General features: G+C 70.9%; 16 protein-coding genes and 2 pseudogenes. 13 read left to right on the top strand and 5 right to left on the bottom strand.

What is annotated here, in order from left to right; translation table 11 throughout:
• The first annotated feature begins 48 nt into the window (after window positions 1-48).
• Window positions 49-1,236, top strand: a complete 1,188-nt coding sequence (locus CP970_RS11870) for an epoxide hydrolase family protein (protein ID WP_055548157.1) — start codon at window positions 49-51, stop codon at window positions 1,234-1,236.
• A gap of 46 nt (window positions 1,237-1,282) precedes the next feature.
• Here the strand turns inward: CP970_RS11870 and CP970_RS11865 are convergent, their stop codons facing one another.
• Window positions 1,283-2,035 (bottom strand): DUF4190 domain-containing protein, encoded by a 753-nt coding sequence (locus CP970_RS11865; protein ID WP_063806099.1) that lies wholly within the window; start codon window positions 2,033-2,035, stop codon window positions 1,283-1,285.
• Window positions 2,036-2,064: 29 nt separating this feature from the next.
• Between CP970_RS11865 and CP970_RS11860 the strand changes: the two genes are divergently transcribed.
• The 3 genes from CP970_RS11860 to CP970_RS11850 all read left to right on the top strand — a co-directional run bounded on the left by CP970_RS11860 (window position 2,065) and on the right by CP970_RS11850 (window position 5,270).
• Window positions 2,065-3,228 (top strand): adenosine deaminase, encoded by a 1,164-nt coding sequence (locus CP970_RS11860; RefSeq protein ID WP_079043546.1) that lies wholly within the window; start codon window positions 2,065-2,067, stop codon window positions 3,226-3,228.
• Between the two features lie 21 nt (window positions 3,229-3,249).
• Window positions 3,250-3,930, top strand: a complete 681-nt coding sequence (locus tag CP970_RS11855; RefSeq protein WP_055548149.1) for a glycerophosphodiester phosphodiesterase — start codon at window positions 3,250-3,252, stop codon at window positions 3,928-3,930.
• Between the two features lie 185 nt (window positions 3,931-4,115).
• Window positions 4,116-5,270, top strand: coding sequence for a serine hydrolase domain-containing protein (locus tag CP970_RS11850; RefSeq protein ID WP_150493269.1), 1,155 nt, complete (start codon window positions 4,116-4,118; stop codon window positions 5,268-5,270).
• An 87-nt stretch (window positions 5,271-5,357) separates the two neighbouring features.
• On the opposite strand, the pseudogene CP970_RS11845 reads toward CP970_RS11850, so the two are convergent.
• A pseudogene (locus tag CP970_RS11845) lies at window positions 5,358-5,609 on the bottom strand (WhiB family transcriptional regulator); the annotation flags it as partial.
• Window positions 5,610-5,662: 53 nt separating this feature from the next.
• A complete protein-coding gene (locus CP970_RS11840; RefSeq protein WP_055554443.1) occupies window positions 5,663-6,229 on the bottom strand; it encodes an NADAR family protein in 567 nt (188 codons plus the stop codon).
• A 207-nt stretch (window positions 6,230-6,436) separates the two neighbouring features.
• Between CP970_RS11840 and CP970_RS11835 the strand changes: the two genes are divergently transcribed.
• From CP970_RS11835 to CP970_RS11800, 8 genes and pseudogenes are all read left to right on the top strand, one after another.
• Window positions 6,437-7,939 (top strand): gamma-aminobutyraldehyde dehydrogenase, encoded by a 1,503-nt coding sequence (locus CP970_RS11835; protein ID WP_055554446.1) that lies wholly within the window; start codon window positions 6,437-6,439, stop codon window positions 7,937-7,939.
• A 58-nt stretch (window positions 7,940-7,997) separates the two neighbouring features.
• Entirely contained in the window at window positions 7,998-9,251 is a 1,254-nt protein-coding gene (locus CP970_RS11830) for a polyamine ABC transporter substrate-binding protein (protein WP_055554448.1), read from the top strand.
• 150 nt (window positions 9,252-9,401) lie between these two features.
• Complete coding sequence (locus CP970_RS11825) at window positions 9,402-10,562, top strand: ABC transporter ATP-binding protein (RefSeq protein ID WP_055554450.1); 1,161 nt, start codon at window positions 9,402-9,404, stop codon at window positions 10,560-10,562.
• Window positions 10,559-11,488: an ABC transporter permease gene (locus CP970_RS11820; RefSeq protein WP_055554452.1), complete on the top strand. Its 930-nt coding sequence runs from the start codon at window positions 10,559-10,561 to the stop codon at window positions 11,486-11,488. The genes CP970_RS11825 and CP970_RS11820 overlap by 4 nt, the downstream gene beginning before the upstream one ends.
• The gene (locus CP970_RS11815; protein WP_055554455.1) at window positions 11,488-12,309 is read left to right on the top strand and encodes an ABC transporter permease; all 822 of its coding nucleotides are present in this window, start codon (window positions 11,488-11,490) and stop codon (window positions 12,307-12,309) included. The genes CP970_RS11820 and CP970_RS11815 overlap by 1 nt, the downstream gene beginning before the upstream one ends.
• 31 nt (window positions 12,310-12,340) lie before the next feature.
• Complete coding sequence (locus CP970_RS11810) at window positions 12,341-13,759, top strand: NAD(P)/FAD-dependent oxidoreductase (RefSeq protein WP_055554457.1); 1,419 nt, start codon at window positions 12,341-12,343, stop codon at window positions 13,757-13,759.
• A gap of 183 nt (window positions 13,760-13,942) precedes the next feature.
• Complete coding sequence (locus CP970_RS11805; RefSeq protein ID WP_055554459.1) at window positions 13,943-14,407, top strand: hypothetical protein; 465 nt, start codon at window positions 13,943-13,945, stop codon at window positions 14,405-14,407.
• A 213-nt stretch (window positions 14,408-14,620) separates the two neighbouring features.
• Window positions 14,621-15,628: pseudogene (locus tag CP970_RS11800) on the top strand (chitinase); the annotation flags it as partial.
• On the opposite strand, the gene CP970_RS11795 reads toward CP970_RS11800, so the two are convergent.
• On the bottom strand, window positions 15,582-16,247 hold the full coding sequence (locus CP970_RS11795; RefSeq protein WP_055554461.1) for a phosphatase PAP2 family protein: 666 nt from the start codon (window positions 16,245-16,247) through the stop codon (window positions 15,582-15,584). The pseudogene CP970_RS11800 and the gene CP970_RS11795 sit on opposite strands and share 47 nt — an antisense overlap.
• Before the next feature lie 416 nt (window positions 16,248-16,663).
• Window positions 16,664-17,998 carry a 4-aminobutyrate--2-oxoglutarate transaminase gene (gene gabT, locus CP970_RS11790; protein ID WP_055554463.1) on the bottom strand — a complete coding sequence of 445 codons (1,335 nt, stop codon included), beginning with the start codon at window positions 17,996-17,998 and terminating at the stop codon, window positions 16,664-16,666.
• A gap of 256 nt (window positions 17,999-18,254) precedes the next feature.
• On the opposite strand from gabT, the gene CP970_RS44165 reads away from it, so the two are divergent.
• Window positions 18,255-20,408 carry an ATP-binding protein gene (locus CP970_RS44165; protein ID WP_191094904.1) on the top strand — a complete coding sequence of 718 codons (2,154 nt, stop codon included), beginning with the start codon at window positions 18,255-18,257 and terminating at the stop codon, window positions 20,406-20,408.
• The last annotated feature ends 103 nt before the right edge of the window (window positions 20,409-20,511 follow it).

The raw sequence follows: 20,511 nt of genomic DNA, 5'->3' as shown, positions 1-20,511 counted from the left end.
TCAGGGAGAGTCGTAGCCGGTTCCGCGATGGCATGGCCAGGAGGTCCCATGAGCCGCCCCACCAGCGACGTACAGGCGTTTGAAGCCCGCGCGACCGACGCCGACCTCGACGACCTGCGCGCGAGACTCGCCGCGGCGCGACTGCCGGAGGCGGAGACGGTGCACGGCGCCGCGCCAGGACCGCGCCGATGGGGGCAGGGCGTTCCGCTGGCCGACCTCGTCGACGTCGTGAACTACTGGCGCACCGGGTACGACTGGCGGTCGTTCGAAGCGCGCCTCGACCGGATCGGCCAGTTCCGTACGACCATCGACGGGCTGGGAATCCACTTCCTGCACCGCCGGTCCCCGCGCGCGGACGCCACTCCGCTGATCTTGACGCACGGTTGGCCGGGCAGCGTCGCCGAGTTCATCGACGTGGTGGACGAGCTGGCGGATCCGGAAGACGCGGACGCGCCGGCGTTCCACGTCGTCGTCCCCTCGCTGCCGGGCTTCGGCCACAGCGACAAGCCGACCACCACCGGGTGGGGAGTCGAGAAGATCGCCGCCGCGTGGGTGGAACTGATGGGGAGGCTCGGCTACGGCACGTTCGTGGCCCACGGCGGCGACTGGGGAGGTGTGATCACCACGGTTCTCGGCGGCAGGTTCCCGGCACACGTCCTCGGCATCCACACCACGCTCGCGCAGGAACCGCCCGGCCTCACGACGGACGGGCTGACGGAGGTCGAGCGTCGGTGGACCGAGGAAACCCGCGACTTCTGGCGCCGCCGCTCGGCGTACGCGAAGCAGCAGGCGACCCGGCCGCAGACCATCGGCTACTCGCTCGTCGACTCACCGGTCGGACTGCTCGCCTGGATCCTCGACAAGTTCGCCGAGTGGTCGGACACCGAGGACAGCCCGTTCGAGACGATGTCCATCGACAGGATCCTCGACGACGTCACGCTGTACTGGCTGACGCGGACCGGTGCGTCGGCGGCCCGCATCTACTACGAGAGCCACGGCGGCGTGAACGCCCTTGACCCCGGACTCCGGGTCGACGTGCCGTCGGCGATCAGTGTGTATCCCCGCGACATCGAGAAGTGTCCGCGCCCCTGGGCACAGGAGCGGTACCGGCGGATCGTCCGCTGGGGGTCGCCCGAAAGCGGGGGACACTTCCCGTCGCTGGAGGTTCCCCAGTACTTCGTCAAGGATCTCCAGGAGGGCCTCGCGGCGGTGCTGGCCGCTCGTGCTCATCGGTGAACGCGGCCGGGGGCGACACTCGCCCGCCGAACCGGCCGGGCGCCGGTCAGCGCCGGGAGTCCACGACCACCGTCGCGGAGAAGCCCGGGTCGTCCGACGAGCCCGAGTCGTCGTCCTCGTCCGGCACCACGAGCAGGAAGACCACCATGGCGACGCCGAGCACGATCCCGCCCACGCCGCAGATGATCCCGGCCAGCGCCTGCCCCCCGTTCGTGGCCTCGCCCCGCCGCGCCTTGCGGCGGCCTATCGAGCCGAAGACCACCGCGAGGATGCCGAGCACGATCGCCAGCGGCCACAGGCAGAAGCCGACCGCCGCGACGATGCCGAGGACCAGCGCGGCGACGCCCATGCCGTTGGCGGGCGCCATCGGCATCGCGGGCCAGCCGTAGCCGGGGGGACCCTGGACCGGGTAGCCGGGATGGCCCGGGTAGCCGGGCCATCCCTGGGGTCCCGGATGTCCTGGGTGTCCGTGCCCTTCGTATCCCGGGGGTGCCTGATATCCGTCGTACCCCGCGTTGCCCGGGTAGCCCGGGTGACCGGCCGGGCCCGCATAGCCATGGCCCGGGTACCCGTACGGCGCCTGCCCAGGGCCGTCCGGGGACACCGGAGGCGGCGGCACCGGCTCCCCCTGCCCCGCGCCGGGCGGCGCGAAGCCGGGCGGCGGCACCAAAGCTCCCGGCGGCGGCCACGCCCCCCGCTTCTCCAGGGACGGCGGCGGCACCGCGTCCTCCGCGGGCGGGGCCCAGGGATCCCGCTCCTGAGGCGCGTCCGCGCCCCGCGCGGCATCGTCCTCGGACATAACGGGTCACCTCTTTCGTACGTTCCGTCATGCTACGGCCCCTGGTTGGCCCACGCCGACCGGTGCCGACCTACGATGATCCCCGTCCCGTCGATCAGCCGATCAAGCCCGTTCCTGGGGAGGAAACCGTGACCGAGCAGCAGCAGCCCGCAGCCGCGCAGGACAGAGACCCGCATGCCTTCATCGCCGGGCTGCCCAAGGCCGAACTGCACGTGCACCACGTCGGCTCCGCCTCCCCCCGGATCGTCTCCGAGCTGGCCGCCCGGCACCCCGACTCCGCCGTGCCGACGGATCCCGAGGCGCTCGCCGACTACTTCACGTTCACGGACTTCGCGCACTTCATCAAGGTGTACCTGTCCGTCGTGGACCTGATCCGCACCCCGGACGACGTGCGCCTGCTCACCTTCGAGGTGGCCCGCGACATGGCCCGGCAGAACGTCCGCTACGCCGAGCTGACCATCACCCCGTACTCCTCCGTACGCCGCGGCATCGACGACCGCGCCTTCATGGACGCCATCGAGGACGCCCGCACGGCCGCCGAGGCGGAGTTCGGCACCGTACTGCGCTGGTGCTTCGACATCCCCGGCGAGGCCGGGCTCGTGTCGGCCGAGGAGACGCTCCGGCTCGCCACCACCGACAAGCTGCGCCCCGAGGGCCTGGTCTCCTTCGGGCTCGGCGGGCCCGAGATCGGCGTGCCGCGCCCGCAGTTCAAGCCGTACTTCGACGAGGCGATCGCCGCGGGCCTGCACTCGGTGCCGCACGCGGGCGAGACCACCGGGCCCGAGACCGTGTGGGACGCGCTGACCCACCTCGGCGCCGAGCGCATCGGCCACGGCACCAGCTCCGCCCAGGACCCGAAGCTGCTCGCGCACCTCGCCGAGCGTGGCATCCCGCTGGAGGTCTGCCCGACCTCGAACATCGCGACGCGCGCGGTCCGCACCCTCGACGAGCACCCGCTCAAGCAGTTCGTCGAGGCCGGGGTGACGGTGACGATCAACTCCGACGACCCGCCGATGTTCGGCACCGACCTGAACACCGAGTACGCCGTCGCGGCCCGCCTCCTCGACCTCGACGAGCGCGGCATCGCGGCCCTCGCCAAGAACGCCGTCGAGGTGTCCTTCCTCGACCGCGCGGGCAAGGACCGCATCGCCGCGGAGATCGACACGTACACGGAGACGTGGCTCGCCCCGTAAGCACGGCACCACAATGGGCCCATGCGCACCGTGACAGCTGTGGCCCACCGAGGCGATCCCTACCGCGTCCGCGAGAACACGCTCCCCTCCCTGCGCTCCGCGCTCGAACGGGGCGCGGACGCGGTGGAGGTCGACGTCCGCCTGACCGGCGACGGCGTGCCCGTCCTGCTGCACGACGAGTCGCTCAAACGGCTGTGGGGTTACGACCGGCCGCTCGCCGCGCTGTCCGCCGCGGAGGTCGCGGGGCTCACCGAGGACGGCGTACCCACGCTCGAAGCGGCGCTGAAGGCCACGGACGGGCACCGGCTCATGATCGACCTGCCGGGCGCGACGCCCGCCGCGGTCCGCGCGGTCGTCGGGGTCATCGCCGACTGCGGGGCGGCCGAGCGCGTGTACTACTGCGCGGGCGCGCAGACCATGCTCGCCGTGCGTGCCGCGGATCCGGCCGCCGAGATCGCGCTGACCTGGACGAGCCTGGCCCCGCCGCGCCGCGCCGTGCTCGACGCCCTGAAGCCGCGCTGGCTCAACTACCGCTTCGCCCTGGTCGACCGCGAGCTCGCCTTCCACCTCCACCGCGAGGGGTTCCTCGTCTCGGTCTGGACCCCGGACACCCGCCGCTCGATGCGCCGTCTGCTCGACGCGGACGTCGACTCGATCACCACGAACCGCGTGGACGTCCTGGACGCGCTGCGCACGTCTTGAGGGCCCGCGCGTAGAACACCCCTTGAGCACCCCTTAGGGGACTTCCCTCAGCAACACCCCTGATCCGTACGCCCTTTGACCCCGACGGCTGCCCGGGACCATGCCCTCCCCGTCGACGATCCGCCCCGGTCCGGTGATCACCAGGATGAGAGCACCACACCGCACCGACCGAGGAGTCCGTCACCGTGAAGGTCCCCGCCCGCGCCGCGCTCGCCGCCGCCCTCGTCCTCGGCCTCACCGGCGCGGCGGCCGCACCCGCCCTGGCCAACGCCCCCGCCGCCCACGCCCCCCACACTCGACCCGCGCCGGACCCGTCCACCGCCCCCGACGCCAAGGCCCTGCGCGACGCGATCAAGGGCCTGCCGAACGCCGACGCGACCGCCGCGCTCGTCCGCGTCGGCGGCACGGAAGGGACCTGGCGCGGCAGTTCCGGCGTGCACGACCTGGTCACCCACCGCAAGGCCGATCCGCACGGCCGGTTCCGCGCCGGTTCCACGACGAAGATCGTGACGGCGGCCGTGGCGCTCCAACTGGCCGCCGAGGGCCGGATCGACCTCGACAAGCCCGTGCAGCACTACCTGCCGGGCCTGTTCACGGAGGCGTTCAAGCCCATCCCCGTACGCAGCCTGCTCAACTACACCAGCGGCCTCAGGTCGGGCGACGGCTTCGACGACGAGTACGCGCACCGCTTCGAGACGCTGGACTACGAGACCGTCGTCGCGTCGGCCATCGCCAAGGGCCCCGAGCACGACCCCGGCGAGGAGCAGCACTACCGCAACATCGGCTACACCGTGCTCGGCATGCTGATCGAGAAGGTCACCGGGGACACGTACGCGCACCAGGCCCGCGCGCGGATCTTCGAGCCGCTGCGCATGCGCGACACGTACTTCCCCGGCGCCGATCCCCGCATCCGGGGCCCGCACAACCGCGGTTACCAGACGCGGGAGCGGGCGGACGGCACCACCCGGCTCGTCGACGTGACCGAATGGAATCAGTACGACCGGTTCGCGGCGGGCGACATGATCTCCTCCACGGCCGACCTGGAGCGGTTCACGCGGGCACTGTTCGGCGGGGAGGTCGTGCCGCGGCCGCAGCTGAAGGAGATGTTCACGCTGCCCGCGAAGGTCAAGGACGCGACCTTCGGCGCGGGACTCCAGCGGTACCGGATCGGCGACCGGGTCATCTGGCTCAAGACCGGCGCCCGCTACGGCTACACGAACATGATCGCCGCGACCGAGAACGGCTCCCGGACCCTGGTCTACTCGGTCAACGCGACCGACGCGAAGGGCACGGACATGAACGCGGTGGCCGAACGCATCGCGCGCGCGGCGCTGAGCTGAGCCAGCTCACCCACGTGGCGTCGAGTGCTCCCGAGCCCCTGCGGCCCGGCGCCCCTTCGAACTCCGCCCCGCCGGGGCCCGCCGCTTCGCGTTGCGGGCCCTGCGCCGTGACGCCCTGGACATCGCCGCGCGCTCCGTCTCCGACGTACCGCCCCAGACTCCCGTGGACTGCTCCGTCTCCAGGGCCCACTCCAGGCACTGGGTCACCACCGGGCACCGGCAGCACACCGCCTTCGCCTCACGGACGTCCCGCAGCGCGGGCCCGGAGCCGCCCACCGGGAAGAACAACTCAGGGTCCTGCCTCTCCCGCACGCACGCCGCCCTGTCGAGCCACTCCATTTCCTTCTCCCTCATTGGTAACGGAGCACCGCGAGTACCCCGAAACCCTTCGCTCAAGGCGCCCCCGCCAGCTCCCGCGCGGCCATCAGCGCGAATCCCAGCAAGTTCGCGCCCTGCCACTTCGTGGGGTCCTGCGCGCGAGGATCGTCCGCGGCCAGGCCGATGCCCCAGACACGGTCCAGGGGGCTCGCCTCCACGAGGACCCGCTGCCCCGTCCCGGCCAGGAAGTCCCGGAGCGCCGGGTCGGACGTGAACTTGTGGACGCTGCCCTCGACGACGATTCCGAAGCGCTCCCTGGCCCATGTCGCCTCGTCGAAATCCCGCACGAGCCGTCCCGCGTTCTTCGCCTCCGCGGGCGTCCGCGCCGCGAGGACCGCCCGCTCCGCGTCCGCGTCGTCGAAGAGGCGGGCCTTGGCCGCCATCATCCAGTGCTCCGCCGTCGCGTACCCGACAGCGTCCACGGTGAACGGCGAGGGCCACCACTGGCTGAAGCAGCTCGCGCCGAGGGAGCCGTCCCTGCGCGGGGCGTGGCCCCAGAAGTGCAGGTACTTCACCTTCTCGCCCGCCCGCACCACGCGGACGAGGTCCGTCACGGAACGCACCGAGTCGATCTTCGCCATACACGGGAGTCTGGCACGCACCACTGACACTCCGTCCTGCGTTTTCCGGGACGACTCGACACCTGGTCGACAGATTCCGTCGCGTAACCAAAAGGCAACAACGGAATCACTTGTTGGACTACTGCCGCTCTGCCAGGATCGGCACTCAAATCGATCTGGAGCTACGCCGACCCCCGCGCGACGGGGAGGACGGCGGAGGAGAGCGTCATGCACAACTTCCAGGCGCAGGACCACTTCTCGGACGGCGCGCAGTACATCGCGGGGCGGCTGACCAAGGGGACTTCGGGCACCCAGCACGCCGTCGTCGACCCCGCCACGGGCAACGAGGTCTACTCGTACGAACTCGCCGGAAGAGACGACGTCGACGCCGCCGTCGCCGCGGCCGCCGAGGCGTTCCCCGGCTGGGCGGGCGCCACCCCGGGCGAGCGCTCGGACGCCATGCACCGCTTCGCGGGCGTGCTGGCCGACCGCGCGGAGGAGATCGCGCGGGCCGAGTCCTTGCAGTGCGGGAAGCCGATCAAGCTGAGCCGGGAGTTCGACGTCCCGGGGACCGTCGACAACGCCGCCTTCTTCGCGGGCGCGGCCCGCCATCTGCAGGGCCAGTCGGCGGGCGAGTACACCGGGGACCACACCTCGTACGTACGCCGTGAGCCGATCGGCGTGGTCGGCTCCATCGCGCCCTGGAACTACCCCCTCCAGATGGCCGCCTGGAAGGTCCTCCCGGCGATCGCCGCAGGCAACACCATCGTGCTGAAGCCCGCGGAGCTGACGCCCTTCACCTCGCTCCTGTTCGCACAGGCCGCCACCGAGGCCGGGATCCCCGACGGCGTCGTCAACATCGTCACGGGCGCGGGCAAGGAGGCGGGCGAGCGCCTGGTGGGCCACCCCGACGTCGCCATGACGTCCTTCACCGGGTCCACCGGCGTCGGCAAGCGCGTCGCCGAGATCGCCACGGCCACCGTCAAGCGCCTCCACCTGGAGCTCGGCGGCAAGGCGCCCTTCGTGGTCTTCGACGACGCCGATCTCGACGCGGCCGTGCACGGCGCGGTCGCCGGTGCGCTGATCAACTCGGGCCAGGACTGCACGGCCGCCACGCGCGCGTACGTCCAGCGCCCGCTGTACGACGCCTTCGTGTCGGGCGTCGCCGACCTGATGGAGAGCGTGCGGCTCGGCGACCCGTTCGACCCGAGCACCGACATGGGACCGCTCATCTCGCACGCGCACCGCGACCGCGTCGCCGGTTTCGTCGACCGGGCCCGCTCCTACGCGCGCGTGGTGACCGGCGGCGCGCCGCTCCAGCACCCCGGCGCGTTCTACAAGCCCACGCTCATCGCCGACGCCGCGCAGGACAGCGAGGTCGTGCAGTCCGAGATCTTCGGGCCCGTGCTCGTGGTGCTGCCCTTCGACAGCGACGACGAGGGCATCCGGCTCGCCAACGACACCCCCTACGGACTCGCCGCGTCGGCCTGGAGCCGCGACGTGTTCCGCGCCAACCGGGCGACCCGCGAGATCAAGGCCGGGTGCGTGTGGGTCAACGACCACATCCCGATCCTCAGCGAGATGCCGCACGGCGGCTACAAGGCGTCCGGCTACGGCAAGGACATGTCGGCGTACTCGTTTGAGGAGTACACGCAGGTCAAGCACGTCATGTTCGACAACACCGCGGTGGTCCGCAAGGACTGGCACCGCACGATCTTCGGGGACCGATAGCCACCACAGGGCCGCCTGACCCGCGGCCGCCCATCCTCCCGAAAGGGCAACCACGCGCATGGAGCAGTACGAGCCCGACCGCCTGCCCTCCCCGGCCCAACTGGCCGCCATGCACCGCAGCCTGCGCAACGGCAGGGGCTCCCTGACCCGCCGTTCCCTGCTGCGCGCCACCTCGGGCGGCGTGCTCGCCGTCGGCGGACTCGGGGCGCTGAGCGCCTGCGGGATCCCCGCGGCGGGCAAGGGCAAGGGAGGCGTCGCCGCCGATGACCACTCGGCCGACGAGAAGCGCGTCACCTTCTCCAACTGGACCGAGTACATGGACGTCGACGAGAAGGACGCGAACCGGCGGCCCACCCTGGAGGCGTTCACCAAGCGCACCGGGATCACGGTCAAGTACACCGAGGACATCAACGACAACGTCGAGTTCTTCGGGAAGATCAAGCCGCAGCTCGCCGCGGGCCAGGACACCGGACGCGACCTCATCTGCGTCACCGACTGGCTGGCCGCCCGGCTCATCCGCTTCGGGTGGGTCCAGAAACTGGACCCGGCCAATCTGCCGCACGCGTACGCCCATCTCTCCACCCAGTTCCGCGATCCCGACTGGGACCCGGGGCGGGCCTACTCGTACCCCTGGACCGGCATCTCCACCGTCATCGCCTACAACAAGAAGGCGACCGGCGGGAAGAAGATCACGTCCGTCTCGCAGCTGCTCGACGACCCGGAGCTCAAGGGGCGCGTCGGCTTCCTCTCCGAGATGCGCGACACCGTCGGCATGACCCTCATCGACCTGGGCAAGGACCCCGCGGACTTCACCGACGACGACTTCGACGCGGCGATCGCCCGCCTCCAGAAGGCCGTCGACAACAAGCAGATCCGCCGTTTCACCGGCAACGACTACACCTCCGACCTGGACAAGGGCGACATCGCCGCGTGCCTCGGCTGGGCCGGTGACATCGTGCAGCTCAAGGCCGACAACCCGGCCGTCGACTTCCACATTCCGGACCAGGGCTACATCACGTCCACGGACAATCTGCTGGTCCCCAACAAGGCGCGGCACAAGAAGAACGCCGAGCGGCTCATCGACTACTACTACGAGCCGGAGCCTGCGGCTCGGCTCGCCGCGTACATCAATTACGTGTGCCCCGTGGACGGGGTGCGGGATGCTCTCGCGAAGATCGACGCCGACGCGGCGTCGAATCCGCTGATCATTCCCGACAAGGAGATGAAGGCGAAGTCCCGGGCGTTCAGGTCGCTGACGCCCAAGGAAGAGACCGCGTACGAAGAGAAGTTCGCGAAGCTTACTGGCGCGTAGCGCTTGGGCAGGCAGCTGTCGGCCTGCGTCCGCAGGTTGTCTTCGGCTGGTCGCGCCCCGCGGCGGAGCCGCAAGTGTCAGAGCCCCGCGCCCCTTCGGGGGCGCCCCTTGTCCGCCCCTCGTTCCCCCTCGACTTCCCCTGGACCCACCATGACCACTGCTCAAGACCACGGCGGCGACGTCCGTCTCTCCGGGATCAGCAAGACCTACGGCTCCTTCACCGCCGTACAGCCGCTCGATCTCACCGTGCCGCAGGGCTCCTTCTTCGCGCTGCTCGGGGCGTCCGGCTGCGGCAAGACCACCACGCTCCGCATGATCGCCGGTCTGGAGGAGCCCAGTTCCGGCACGGTCCACCTCGGTGACCAGGACGTCACGGCGCTGCCGCCCTACAAGCGTCCGGTCAACACCGTCTTCCAGTCGTACGCGCTCTTCCCGCACCTGGACATCTTCGAGAACGTCGCCTTCGGCCTGCGCAGGCGCGGCATCAAGTCCGTGAAGAAGCAGGTCGGCGAGATGCTCGACCTGGTCCAGCTCGGCGAGCAGGCCCGCAAGAAGCCGCACCAGCTCTCCGGTGGACAGCAGCAGCGCGTCGCCGTCGCCCGCGCGCTCATCAACCACCCCAAGGTGCTGCTCCTCGACGAGCCGCTCGGCGCCCTCGACCTGAAGCTGCGCCGCCAGATGCAACTGGAGCTCAAGCGCATCCAGACCGAGGTCGGCATCACCTTCGTGCACGTCACGCACGACCAGGAGGAGGCCATGACGATGGCCGACACCGTGGCCGTGATGAACGGCGGCCGCGTCGAACAGCTGGGCGCCCCCGCCGACCTCTACGAGAACCCGGGGACCACCTTCGTCGCCAACTTCCTCGGCACCTCGAACTTCATCGAGGCCGAGATCGGCGGCACCAGCGGCGACGACATCGTCCTCAAGGCCGGGGACGGCAAGCTCGTGCTGCCCGCCGCCCGATGTACCGCCCCGACCACGGCGGGCGGCAAGGTCCTGGTCGGCATACGCCCGGAGAAGATCTCCCTCACGCACGCCGACGACGCGGGGCAGATCCCCGAGGGCCGCAACCGCATCACCGGCACCATCGCCGACAGCAGCTTCATCGGCGTCTCCACGCAGTACGTCGTCGACAGCCCGCTCTGCGACTCCTTCGAGGTGTACGCGCAGAACATCGAGCGCGACGGCAGGCTCACCCCTGGCGCCGAGGTGGTCCTGCACTGGAACCCCGCGCACACCTTCGGCCTCGACGCCACGCAGGACGTCGAGGCGGGCGTCGAGAAGGTCGAGGAGGACACCTCCGCATGACGACGACCCTCACCGACGCGCCCCCGAAGGAAGAACCCGAGGCGCCATCGCGCAAGCCCCGCAGGCGCGGCCGCCTCGTCCCCTACTGGCTGCTGCTCCCCGGCATCCTCTGGCTCGTCGTCTTCTTCGCGCTGCCGCTGGTCTACCAGGCGTCGACGTCCGTGCAGACCGGCTCCCTCGAAGAGGGCTTCAAGGTCACCTGGCACTTCGCGACCTACTGGGACGCGCTGAGCGACTACTGGCCGCAGTTCCTGCGCTCGGTGATGTACGCGGGCGCCGCCACGGTCCTGTGCCTGCTGCTCGGCTATCCGCTCGCGTATCTGATCGCGTTCCGCGCGGGCCGCTGGCGCAACCTCATCCTGGTCCTGGTCATCGCGCCGTTCTTCACCAGCTTCCTCATCCGTACGCTGGCGTGGAAGACGATCCTCGCCGACGGCGGGCCCGTCGTCGGCGCCCTGAACTCGCTGCACGTCCTGGACGTCACCAGCTGGCTGGGCGTCACGGACGGGGACCGGGTCCTCGCCACGCCACTCGCGGTGATCTGCGGACTCACGTACAACTTCCTGCCGTTCATGATCCTGCCGCTCTACACCTCCCTGGAGCGCATCGACGGCCGCCTGCACGAGGCCGCGGGCGACCTGTACGCCAGGCCGTCCACGACCTTCCGCAAGGTGACCTTCCCGCTCTCCATGCCGGGCGTCGTCTCCGGCACGCTGCTCACCTTCATTCCGGCGGCGGGCGACTACGTGAACGCGGACCTGCTCGGCTCCACCGACACCCGCATGGTCGGAAACGTCATCCAGACGCAGTTCCTGCGCATTCTGGATTACCCGACGGCCGCGGCGCTCTCCTTCATCCTCATGGCCGCGATCCTCTTCATGGTCACCTTCTACATCCGCAAGTCAGGGACGGAGGACCTCGTCTGATGGCTGCCTTCTCGCCTTTCTCCGCCTTCTTCCGCTGGCTCCGGCGCAATGTCATCGTCATCGCCGGTCTTCTTACGCTCGCCTATCTGCTGCTCCCGAACGTCGTCGTGACGGTGTTCTCCTTCAACAAGCCGAAGGGCCGCTTCAATTACTCCTGGCAGGAATTCTCGCTCGACGCCTGGCAGGATCCGTGCGGCGTCGCCGACATGTGCGGTTCGCTCTCGCTGAGCCTGCAGATCGCCACCTGGGCGACGATCGGCGCGACCGTGCTTGGCACGATGATCGCCTTCGCGCTCGTGCGCTACCGCTTCCGGGCGCGCGGCGCGGTCAACTCGCTGATCTTCCTGCCGATGGCGATGCCCGAGGTCGTCATGGCCGCTTCGCTGCTCACGCTCTTCCTCAACATGGGCGCGCAGCTCGGTTTCTGGACCGTGCTGATCGCCCACATCATGTTCTGCCTCAGCTTCGTGGTGACCGCCGTCAAGGCACGCGTCATGTCGATGGACCCGCGCCTCGAACAGGCCGCGCAGGACCTTTACGCGGGACCCGTGCAGACGTTCCTGCGCGTGACGCTGCCGATCGCCGCGCCGGGAATCGCGGCGGGCGCGCTGCTCGCCTTCGCGCTCTCCTTCGACGACTTCATCATCACGAATTTCAACGCGGGCTCGACTGTGACGTTCCCCATGTTCGTCTGGGGATCCGCGCAGCGGGGTACGCCCGTTCAGATCAATGTGATCGGCACGGCGATGTTCCTCGTCGCCGTCCTTCTCGTACTCTCCGGAATGCTCATCGGAAAGCGCCGGAACAAGCAAGCGAACTGACGCTCTTACCTTTTCTGAAGGAGTGGAAATCATGGCCCCTAGCGCCATGACCCGTTGGACCAAGTCCCTCTCCGACGCCCAGCCGGTGTCCTTCTGGCTGGACGACCCCGGCAGGCCGACCCCCGAACCCGCCCTCACCGGCGACGACCGGTGCGACCTCCTGGTCGTGGGCGGCGGCTACAGCGGACTGTGGACCGCGCTCATCGCCAAGGAGCGCGACCCGCGCCGCGAGGTGGTCCTGGTCGAGGGCCGCGAGGCGGGCTGGGCCGCCTCGGGGCGCAACGGAGGCTTCTGTGCCGCGTCCCTCACGCACGGCATCTCCAACGGCCTGTCCCGCTGGCCCGGCGAGATCGAGAAGCTGGAGGAGCTCGGCGCCCGCAACCTCGACGAGATCGAGGCGGCCGTCAAGCGCTACTCCATCGACTGCGACTTCGAGCGCACCGGCGAGATCGACGTGGCCACCGCGCCGCATCAGCTGGCCGAACTGCGCGAGATGTACGCGGAGATGGCCGAGCACGGTCTCGCGGCGGGCTCGGAGCTGCTCGACGCGGACGCGCTGCGCGAGCAGGTCGACTCGCCGACGTTCCTCGGCGGCCTCTGGGACCGCGACGGCGTCGCCATGCTGCACCCGGCGAAGCTGGCGTGGGGCCTGAAGCGGGCATGCCTGGAGAAGGGCGTGCGCGTCTACGAGCACACCCCGGCGCTCCAACTGGCGTCGTCCGGCGCGGGGATGGCGATCCGCACGCCGTACGGCAGGGTCTTCGCCCGTCAGGTCGCGCTCGCCACGAACATCTTCCCCTCCCTGGTCAAGCGCCTGCGTTCGTACACCGTTCCGGTCTACGACTACGCGCTGATGACCGAGCCGCTCACCGAGGACCAGCTGGCCTCGATCGGCTGGAAGAACCGCCAGGGACTCGGCGACAGCGCCAACCAGTTCCACTACTTCCGGCTCTCGGCCGACAACCGCATCCTGTGGGGCGGTTACGACGCGATCTATCCGTTCGGCGGCAAGGTGCGCGCCGAGTACGACGACCGCCCCGAGACGTACGCGAAGCTCGCGGGCCATTTCTTCACCTGCTTCCCGCAGCTGGAGGGGGTGCGCTTCACGCACGCGTGGGGCGGCGCGATCGACACCTGCTCGCGCTTCTCGGCGTTCTTCGGCACGGCGCACAAGGGCCGCGTCGCGTACGCGGCGGGCTACACGGGCCTCGGCGTCGGAGCCACCCGGTTCGGCGCCGACGTCATGCTGGACCTCCTCTCCGGAGAGCGCACCGAGCGTACGGACCTGGAGATGGTCCGTACGAAGCCGCTGCCGTTCCCGCCCGAGCCCTTCGCGTGGACCGGGGTGGCGCTGACCAAGTGGTCGCTCGCCAGGTCCGACGCCAACGGCGGCAAGCGGAACCTGTGGCTCAAGACCATGGACAAGCTGGGGCTCGGCTTCGACAGCTGAGCGGCCGGGCGGGCGGGTCGTCCCGCGCGGCTGAGCGGGGCGTGCTCGACCGGCGTACGCCCTGCCCTCGGCCAGTGCCCCTCTCCACTGCCAACTGGTGGCGGGAAACCGCGTAATGCTCGGCCCCGGGACCTCTCTCACCTGTGTACGCACCGTTATTGCACAGGTAAGGGAGGTCCCGTCATGACTGGCTCGGAGGCCAAGTCGGCGGTCGAATGGCTCGTGTCGGTGGCACCGGATCCGGACGCCTGCCGCTGGGAGTGGGAACGCAATCCCCTGGGGGTCGCGCTGCTGCCCGCGGGCAAGCGCTGGGACGTGCTGATCCTGCCGGGTGAGCTCGGATACCCCACGCTCGACGTGCTGACCCGCTGCGTCGACCGTCCGGGCCCCGTGCTCGCCGACTTCGGCGACGCCCGCATGGGGTTCTTCGTGCCGCCGGGCACGGTCGCCCGCTGGATCGGCACGGGCGTACGCGGCGCGGGCCGCGGCACCTGGATCGTCGTGCCCTACCCGGGGCGGGCCAGCGGCGGCGTCCGCTGGCTGGTCCCGCCGGACGGCGCGGGCACGCTGACGGACCCGGCGCTGCTCGAACTGGCGATGCACGAGGCGGCCGCGCGGGTGGCGGGTGACGGGGAGGCTGGGGGCTGAGCTGCCGGAAGTCTTGACAACTTAATTGGTCTGGACCAAGTTGGGCGCGCCACCCTCCCATCCCCCCATGTGCCGGAGGCAGTTGTGGACCGCTCGCTGATAAGCCATGTCAGACGTACGACCCTTGCCATCGCCGCGGCGCTCGCGCTCGCCGCGCCCGCGGTGACCTCGGCGACCGCGCAAGCCGCCGACGCCGCGCCCAAGGCCCCCGCCGACCACGCCCTCGTCGGCTATCTGCACACCAGCTTCGCCAACGGCTCCGGGTACACCCGGCTCGCGGACACCCCCGACAGCTGGGACATCATCGACCTCGCCTTCGGCGAACCGACCTCGGCGACCTCGGGCGACATCCGCTTCGGCCTCTGTCCGAAGACCGAGTGCCCGAACGTGGAGACGAAGGACGAGTTCAAGGCCGCGATCAAGGCCAAGCAGGCCGCGGGCAAGAAGGTCCAGATCTCCATCGGCGGCCAGAACGGCCAGGTCCAGCTGAAGACGACGGCGGCCCGCGACAAGTTCGTCTCCTCCGTCTCGGCGATCATCGACGAGTACGGGCTCGACGGCCTGGACATCGACTTCGAGGGCCACTCCCTCTCGCTGAACGCCGACGACACGGACTTCAAGAAGCCGAAGACCCCGTCGATCGTGAACCTCATCTCGGCGGTGAAGACCCTCAAGGCCAAGTACGGCTCCGGCTTCACCCTCACGATGGCGCCCGAGACCTTCTTCGTACAGCTCGGCTACCAGTTCTACGGCACCGGCAAATGGGGCGGCCAGGACCCGCGCGCGGGCGCCTACCTGCCGGTCATCCACGCCCTGCGCGACGACCTCACGCTGCTGCACGTCCAGGACTACAACTCGGGCCCGATCATGGGCCTGGACAACCAGTACCACTCCATGGGCGGCGCGGACTTCCACATCGCGATGACCGACATGCTCCTGACCGGCTTCCCGGTGGCGGGCGACAAGAACAACGTCTTCCCGCCGCTGCCGCCGCAGAAGGTCGCCATCGGCATGCCCGCCTCCGTCAACGCGGGCAACGGCCACGTCTCCACGGGCGAGGTCAACAAGGCCCTCGACTGCCTGACGAAGAAGACCAACTGCGGCTCGTACCAGACCCACGGCACCTGGCCGGACCTGCGCGGCCTGATGACCTGGTCGATCAACTGGGACCGGTTCAACAGCTGGGAGTTCTCGAAGAACTTCGACGCGTACTTCGGCTGACGCGCGCCACGACCAGCACCATCACCTGCAACAACATCGCTGACAGCAGCCACGACGCCACGACGTCCAGCGGCCAGTGATACCCCTGCCGCACGAGCCCGAAGCCGATCGCCGCGTTCAACAGGACGCAGCCGATGACCAGTTCGCGTCGGCCGTAGGCGCCGTGCGGCAGGGGGAGCAGGAGCAGTGCGGCCGCTCCGTAGGCGACCGCGGCCGTCGCCGCGTGGCCCGAGGGGTAGAAGCCGCCTTCGCCGGTCATGCCCGGCGGTCCCGGCCGCGTGATCATGGACTTGAGCGGGGCGACGAGCGCGGGCACGCAGGCCATCGTGACGGCGGCGGCCAGGCCCGGCAGCCACCAGCGGAACGTTCCGGCGCGCCGCGCGTGCCAGGACACGTACGCGATGACCGCCGCGAGGACCGGCACGGCGACCGCGATGTTGCCGAGGTCGGCGAGGAACTCCGCGGCCCGGTCGGGCAGACGGCTGCCGACGACGGCGCGCCCCCATCGTTCGTCGGCCCCGCGCAGCGGGCCGTCGATGACGACCTGCCAGGTGAGGAGGGCGAAGAGGAGCGCACACGACGTGAGGGACAGGGCGGTCCGTCCCTGGGAAGTAGCCATGGGCAGCAGCCTGTCAGGAAGGAGCGGCCGGACGCGCCGAAGGGCTAGCGCAAGGGGGGGTGTGCGCTAGCCCTTCGGTGAACAGCCGTTCCCGATGGGCGGCCGTCCGGATCGGGGTGCCGCGCGCCCCGGGGGGTTTGGGGCGGGCGGCCATCCGATCGGTGAGGAGTTCCGGAGCCTGAAGCTCCGGGTGTGCGCGAGGGCACGACCAGGGTGAGGCCGGGGAAGCTCCACCGTGGTGCCGCCCACAGTCCCCTGTGGGCGGGGTGTTTCTCTCAACTGCAGAAACCGTACGTCAGCGACGTGCGGGCCAACAGGCGGAACAGCATCCCGACATGGGGCCCGCACACGTTCTTCACAGGCCCCGACGGTCGCCCCGGGACACCGGGGCGGCACCGCACGGGGATCCCCACACGTCAGACGCCCGCGAAGACGCCCTCGATGATGTCCATGCCCTCGTTCAGGAGGTCGTCGCCGATGACCAGCGGCGGCAGGAAGCGCAGGACGTTGCCGTAGGTGCCACAGGTCAGGACCAGCAGACCCTCGGCGTGGCAGGCCTTGGCGAGGGCCGCGGTGGCCTCCGGGTTCGGCTCCTTGGTCGTGCGGTCCTTGACCAGCTCGATGGCGATCATCGCGCCGCGGCCGCGGATGTCGCCGATGATGTCGAACTTCTCGGCCATCGCGGACAGGCGGGCCTTCATCGTCGACTCGATCGCCTTCGCCTTGGCGTTGAGGTCGAGCTCCTTCATCGTCTCGATGGCGCCGAGCGCACCGGCGCAGGCCACCGGGTTGCCGCCGTAGGTGCCGCCGAGGCCGCCCGCGTGCGCGGCGTCCATGATCTCGGCGCGGCCCGTGACGGCGGCGAGCGGCAGGCCGCCCGCGATGCCCTTGGCCGTCGTGATCAGGTCGGGGACGATGCCCTCGTCCTCGCAGGCGAACCACTGGCCGGTGCGGCAGAAGCCGGACTGGATCTCGTCCGCCACGAAGACGATGCCGTTGTCCTTGGCGTACTCCACGATCGCGGGCAGGAAGCCCTTGGCGGGCTCGATGAAGCCGCCCTCGCCGAGCACCGGCTCGATGATGATCGCGGCGACGTTGTCCGCGCCGACCTGCTTGCCGATCATGTCGATGGCCTGCTTGGCGGCCTCGACGCCCGCGTTCTCGGCGCCGGTCGGCCAGCGGTAGCCGTAGGCGACCGGGACGCGGTAGACCTCGGGCGCGAACGGGCCGAAGCCGTTCTTGTACGGCATGTTCTTGGCGGTCAGCGCCATCGTGAGGTTCGTGCGGCCGTGGTAGCCGTGGTCGAAGACGACGACGGCCTGGCGCTTGGTGTGCGCGCGAGCGATCTTGACGGCGTTCTCGACGGCCTCGGCGCCCGAGTTGAACAGCGCCGACTTCTTCGCGTGGTCACCCGGCGTGAGCTCGGCGAGCGCCTCGGCGACGGCCACGTAGCCCTCGTACGGCGTGACCATGAAACAGGTGTGCGTGAAGTCCTGGAGCTGGGCGCTCGCCCGGCGTACGACGGCCTCGGCGGAGGCGCCGACGGAGGTCACGGCGATGCCGGAACCGAAGTCGATCAGCCGGTTGCCGTCGACGTCCTCGATGATGCCGCCACCCGCGCGCGCGGCGAAGACGGGCAGGACCGAGCCCACACCACCGGCGACCACGGCGGTACGGCGGGCCTGCAGCTCCTGCGACTTCGGTCCGGGGATGGCGGTGACGACGCGGCGCTCCTGCGGAAGGGCGGTCATGGGGGGCTCCTGGGGGTGGGGCGACGATACGGACGCTGCACTGCTTTCTTCGCAGGTTAGGGGCGGGGCCAGGGGGTGGGCATGCTCCATGGGGGAGTCGTTCGGCGTGGCGGTTGTCCGTGGTGGACATAGCGGCGCACCCGGCCCGGCGACGCCGGATCGTCGGGGGCCCGGGCGCGTATTCGGTGAACTCCCCCTTCCGGGGCACTAGATTGACCCGCGAAACAACAGATCGGCTGGTCAGGGGGCAAGGGGCATGGACTCCGACGGCACGCACGACGCACGCGGCACTCACCCGACACCGGTGCCGCGCCCGGCGGCGCCTCCGCCAGGGGCCGTGACGCCGCATTCAGGGGTGCCCGCACCGGGCCTGCCGCCCCGCCCGGCGGGGGCTCCCGGCGCCCCGCCGCTGCCCGACGGGGCCGCCTTCCTCGGCTGGCTGCGGGCGCCGCGACCTGCGACCCTGCCCGGCATCTGGCGCTTCGCGCACAAGCCGAGGCCCGCGCAGGAGCCCGAGGTCGTACCGACCCGGCAGCTGCTCAGCGGCGCGCTGATCGCCTTCCTCGTCGGGTGGCTCGTCTGGTCCCTGCTCTGGAACGGCTACCTGGGCGGCTGGTGGGTGCTGCCGCTCGAACTGTTCCTGCCCGACTCCTGGATCTACGCCCACGACGAGCTCGGCAACGCGTTCGTCTGGTACGGCTACTACACCCTCATCGCCTTCGGCATCATGATCGCGGTCGGCAAGATCGGCCGCTGGGGCGAGGTCTGGCGCCGCTTCGCCGCTCCCCACCTGCGCCGCCGCGAGGCCCCCGCGCCGCCGCCCCCGCCCGAGGAGGACCCCGCCCGCTGGCCCCAGCTGCGGGCGGCGGGCGCGGCGGCGGCCGCCGACCGGCTCGCCGCCGACGCGGGCGCGGGCCTGATGCGGGACGTGGACCACGCGCGGATCGCCCGGGCCTGGCGCTCCGTGCGGTCCGGGCGCAGCCCTCTCGCCGCCTTCACCGACGCCGTCGTGCGCGACGGCGCCCGCGCCTGCCCGCACCCCTCCGGGGACCGGGACCTGCCCGCGCGCGCCGCCCGGCATGACCTGGCCACCGCGCAGGTGCGGATCGGCACGACCGCCGACGACCCGCGCAACCCCTACGCCTACCGGGGCACCGGGCTCGCCCTCGGCCCCGAGCTGCTCGGCACCTCGCTGCTCGCCGTCGGCCCCGGCGGCTCCGGCAAGACCGCCCGCGTGGTGTGGCCGCTCGCCGAGTCGCTCTGCCTGGGCGCGCTCGCCGGGCGGGCCGCCGTGGTCGTCGTCGGGGCGGCGGGCGCGGGGCTCGGACCCACCGAGGACTACGACGTGGTCGTCCGCGTGGGACACCCCGACTCGGAGTACGACCTCGATCTGTACGGCGGCACCACCGACCCCGACGAGGCGGCGGCCGTGCTCGCCGAGGCCCTCGTCGGCGACCTCGTCGACCCGCACCCCAGCGGCGACAGCCGCCGCTCCACGACCTGCCTCGCCCAGCTCCTCGGCCCCCACTACGCCGTCCACCGGCGCTTCCCCTCCGTGCCGGAACTGCGCGCGCTCCTCGACGGTTCCCCCGGACCGCTCGGCGCGCTGCGCAAGGCGCTGCAGGACGCGGGGCAGAACGCGATGATCCGCGAACTCGACGCGCGCGAGCGCCAGTTGGGTCACCCCGGCGACCCGGGCGCGGTCCTCGCCGACCGCATCGCCCTGCTCGACCGCCCGGCCTTCGCCGCCTTCTTCGACACCACGGGCCGCAGCACGCCGTTCTCGCTGCGGGCCCTCGACCATCCCGTACGCGTCCGCGTCGACCTGCCCGAGCGCGGCCACGCGGACGCCTCGCGCATCCTGGCCCGCCTTGTCCTCGCCCAGTTCACCGCGAGCGCCGCCGTCCGCGAGGACCGCTCCCTGTTCGCCTGCCTCGTCCTGGACGACGCGTCGGGCACGGTCACCCCGGAAGCCGTACGCCGGGTCCAGCGCCTGCGGTCGGCCAACGCGGGCGTCGTGATGACCTTGCGTACGCTCGATGACGTACCCAGGCCCCTGCGCACACCGCTGCTCGGCGCGATCGGCTGCCGCATGGCGCTCTCCGGTCTCACTCCGTGGGACGGCCAGGACTTCGCGGAAGTCTGGGGCAAGGAGTGGACGGAGGCACGCGATGTCACCGACCGGCAGATCATCGCCGAGACCCCGCTGGGCAAGACGGTGCACATGCTGCGCCGCGTCATCACCGGCAACGCCCCGACGGCCCGCGCCGTCACCGTCCGACAGGTCGAACGCGAGCGCTGGTCCGCCTCCGAGCTGGCGCACGGGGTGCCGCCGGGGCACGCGGTGCTCTCGCTGACCGACGTACGGGGGGAGTACGCGCCGCCGCTGCTCGTGGACCTGCGGGCCTGAAATGGCCGGGACGGGGCACCCGGGGTGTCCAGGGCGGCCGGGGCCTCCGGTCCGTACGTACGAGGTGTTCGGTCTCGGGCGCACCATACGGTGAGGCAGAATC

Origin of the sequence: Streptomyces kanamyceticus, assembly GCF_008704495.1 — a bacterium.
In the GTDB taxonomy this organism is placed as follows: Bacteria; Actinomycetota; Actinomycetes; order Streptomycetales; family Streptomycetaceae; genus Streptomyces; species Streptomyces kanamyceticus.
The sequence above is the reverse complement of the archived record's forward strand: the minus strand, read 5'-3'. Positions and strand labels throughout refer to the sequence as shown.

What these genes read in the sequence shown, in the direction of transcription:
- CP970_RS11870 (WP_055548157.1), top strand. Translation starts at nt 49, where the DNA reads ATGAGCCGCCCCACCAGCGACGTACAGGCGTTTGAAGCCCGCGCGACC.
- CP970_RS11865 (WP_063806099.1), bottom strand. Translation starts at nt 2,035, where the DNA reads ATGTCCGAGGACGATGCCGCGCGGGGCGCGGACGCGCCTCAGGAGCGG.
- CP970_RS11860 (WP_079043546.1), top strand. Translation starts at nt 2,065, where the DNA reads ATGCTACGGCCCCTGGTTGGCCCACGCCGACCGGTGCCGACCTACGAT.
- CP970_RS11855 (WP_055548149.1), top strand. Translation starts at nt 3,250, where the DNA reads ATGCGCACCGTGACAGCTGTGGCCCACCGAGGCGATCCCTACCGCGTC.
- CP970_RS11840 (WP_055554443.1), bottom strand. Translation starts at nt 6,229, where the DNA reads ATGGCGAAGATCGACTCGGTGCGTTCCGTGACGGACCTCGTCCGCGTG.
- CP970_RS11835 (WP_055554446.1), top strand. Translation starts at nt 6,437, where the DNA reads ATGCACAACTTCCAGGCGCAGGACCACTTCTCGGACGGCGCGCAGTAC.
- CP970_RS11830 (WP_055554448.1), top strand. Translation starts at nt 7,998, where the DNA reads ATGGAGCAGTACGAGCCCGACCGCCTGCCCTCCCCGGCCCAACTGGCC.
- CP970_RS11825 (WP_055554450.1), top strand. Translation starts at nt 9,402, where the DNA reads ATGACCACTGCTCAAGACCACGGCGGCGACGTCCGTCTCTCCGGGATC.
- CP970_RS11820 (WP_055554452.1), top strand. Translation starts at nt 10,559, where the DNA reads ATGACGACGACCCTCACCGACGCGCCCCCGAAGGAAGAACCCGAGGCG.
- CP970_RS11815 (WP_055554455.1), top strand. Translation starts at nt 11,488, where the DNA reads ATGGCTGCCTTCTCGCCTTTCTCCGCCTTCTTCCGCTGGCTCCGGCGC.
- CP970_RS11810 (WP_055554457.1), top strand. Translation starts at nt 12,341, where the DNA reads ATGGCCCCTAGCGCCATGACCCGTTGGACCAAGTCCCTCTCCGACGCC.
- CP970_RS11805 (WP_055554459.1), top strand. Translation starts at nt 13,943, where the DNA reads ATGACTGGCTCGGAGGCCAAGTCGGCGGTCGAATGGCTCGTGTCGGTG.
- CP970_RS11795 (WP_055554461.1), bottom strand. Translation starts at nt 16,247, where the DNA reads ATGGCTACTTCCCAGGGACGGACCGCCCTGTCCCTCACGTCGTGTGCG.
- gabT (WP_055554463.1), bottom strand. Translation starts at nt 17,998, where the DNA reads ATGACCGCCCTTCCGCAGGAGCGCCGCGTCGTCACCGCCATCCCCGGA.
- CP970_RS44165 (WP_191094904.1), top strand. Translation starts at nt 18,255, where the DNA reads ATGGACTCCGACGGCACGCACGACGCACGCGGCACTCACCCGACACCG.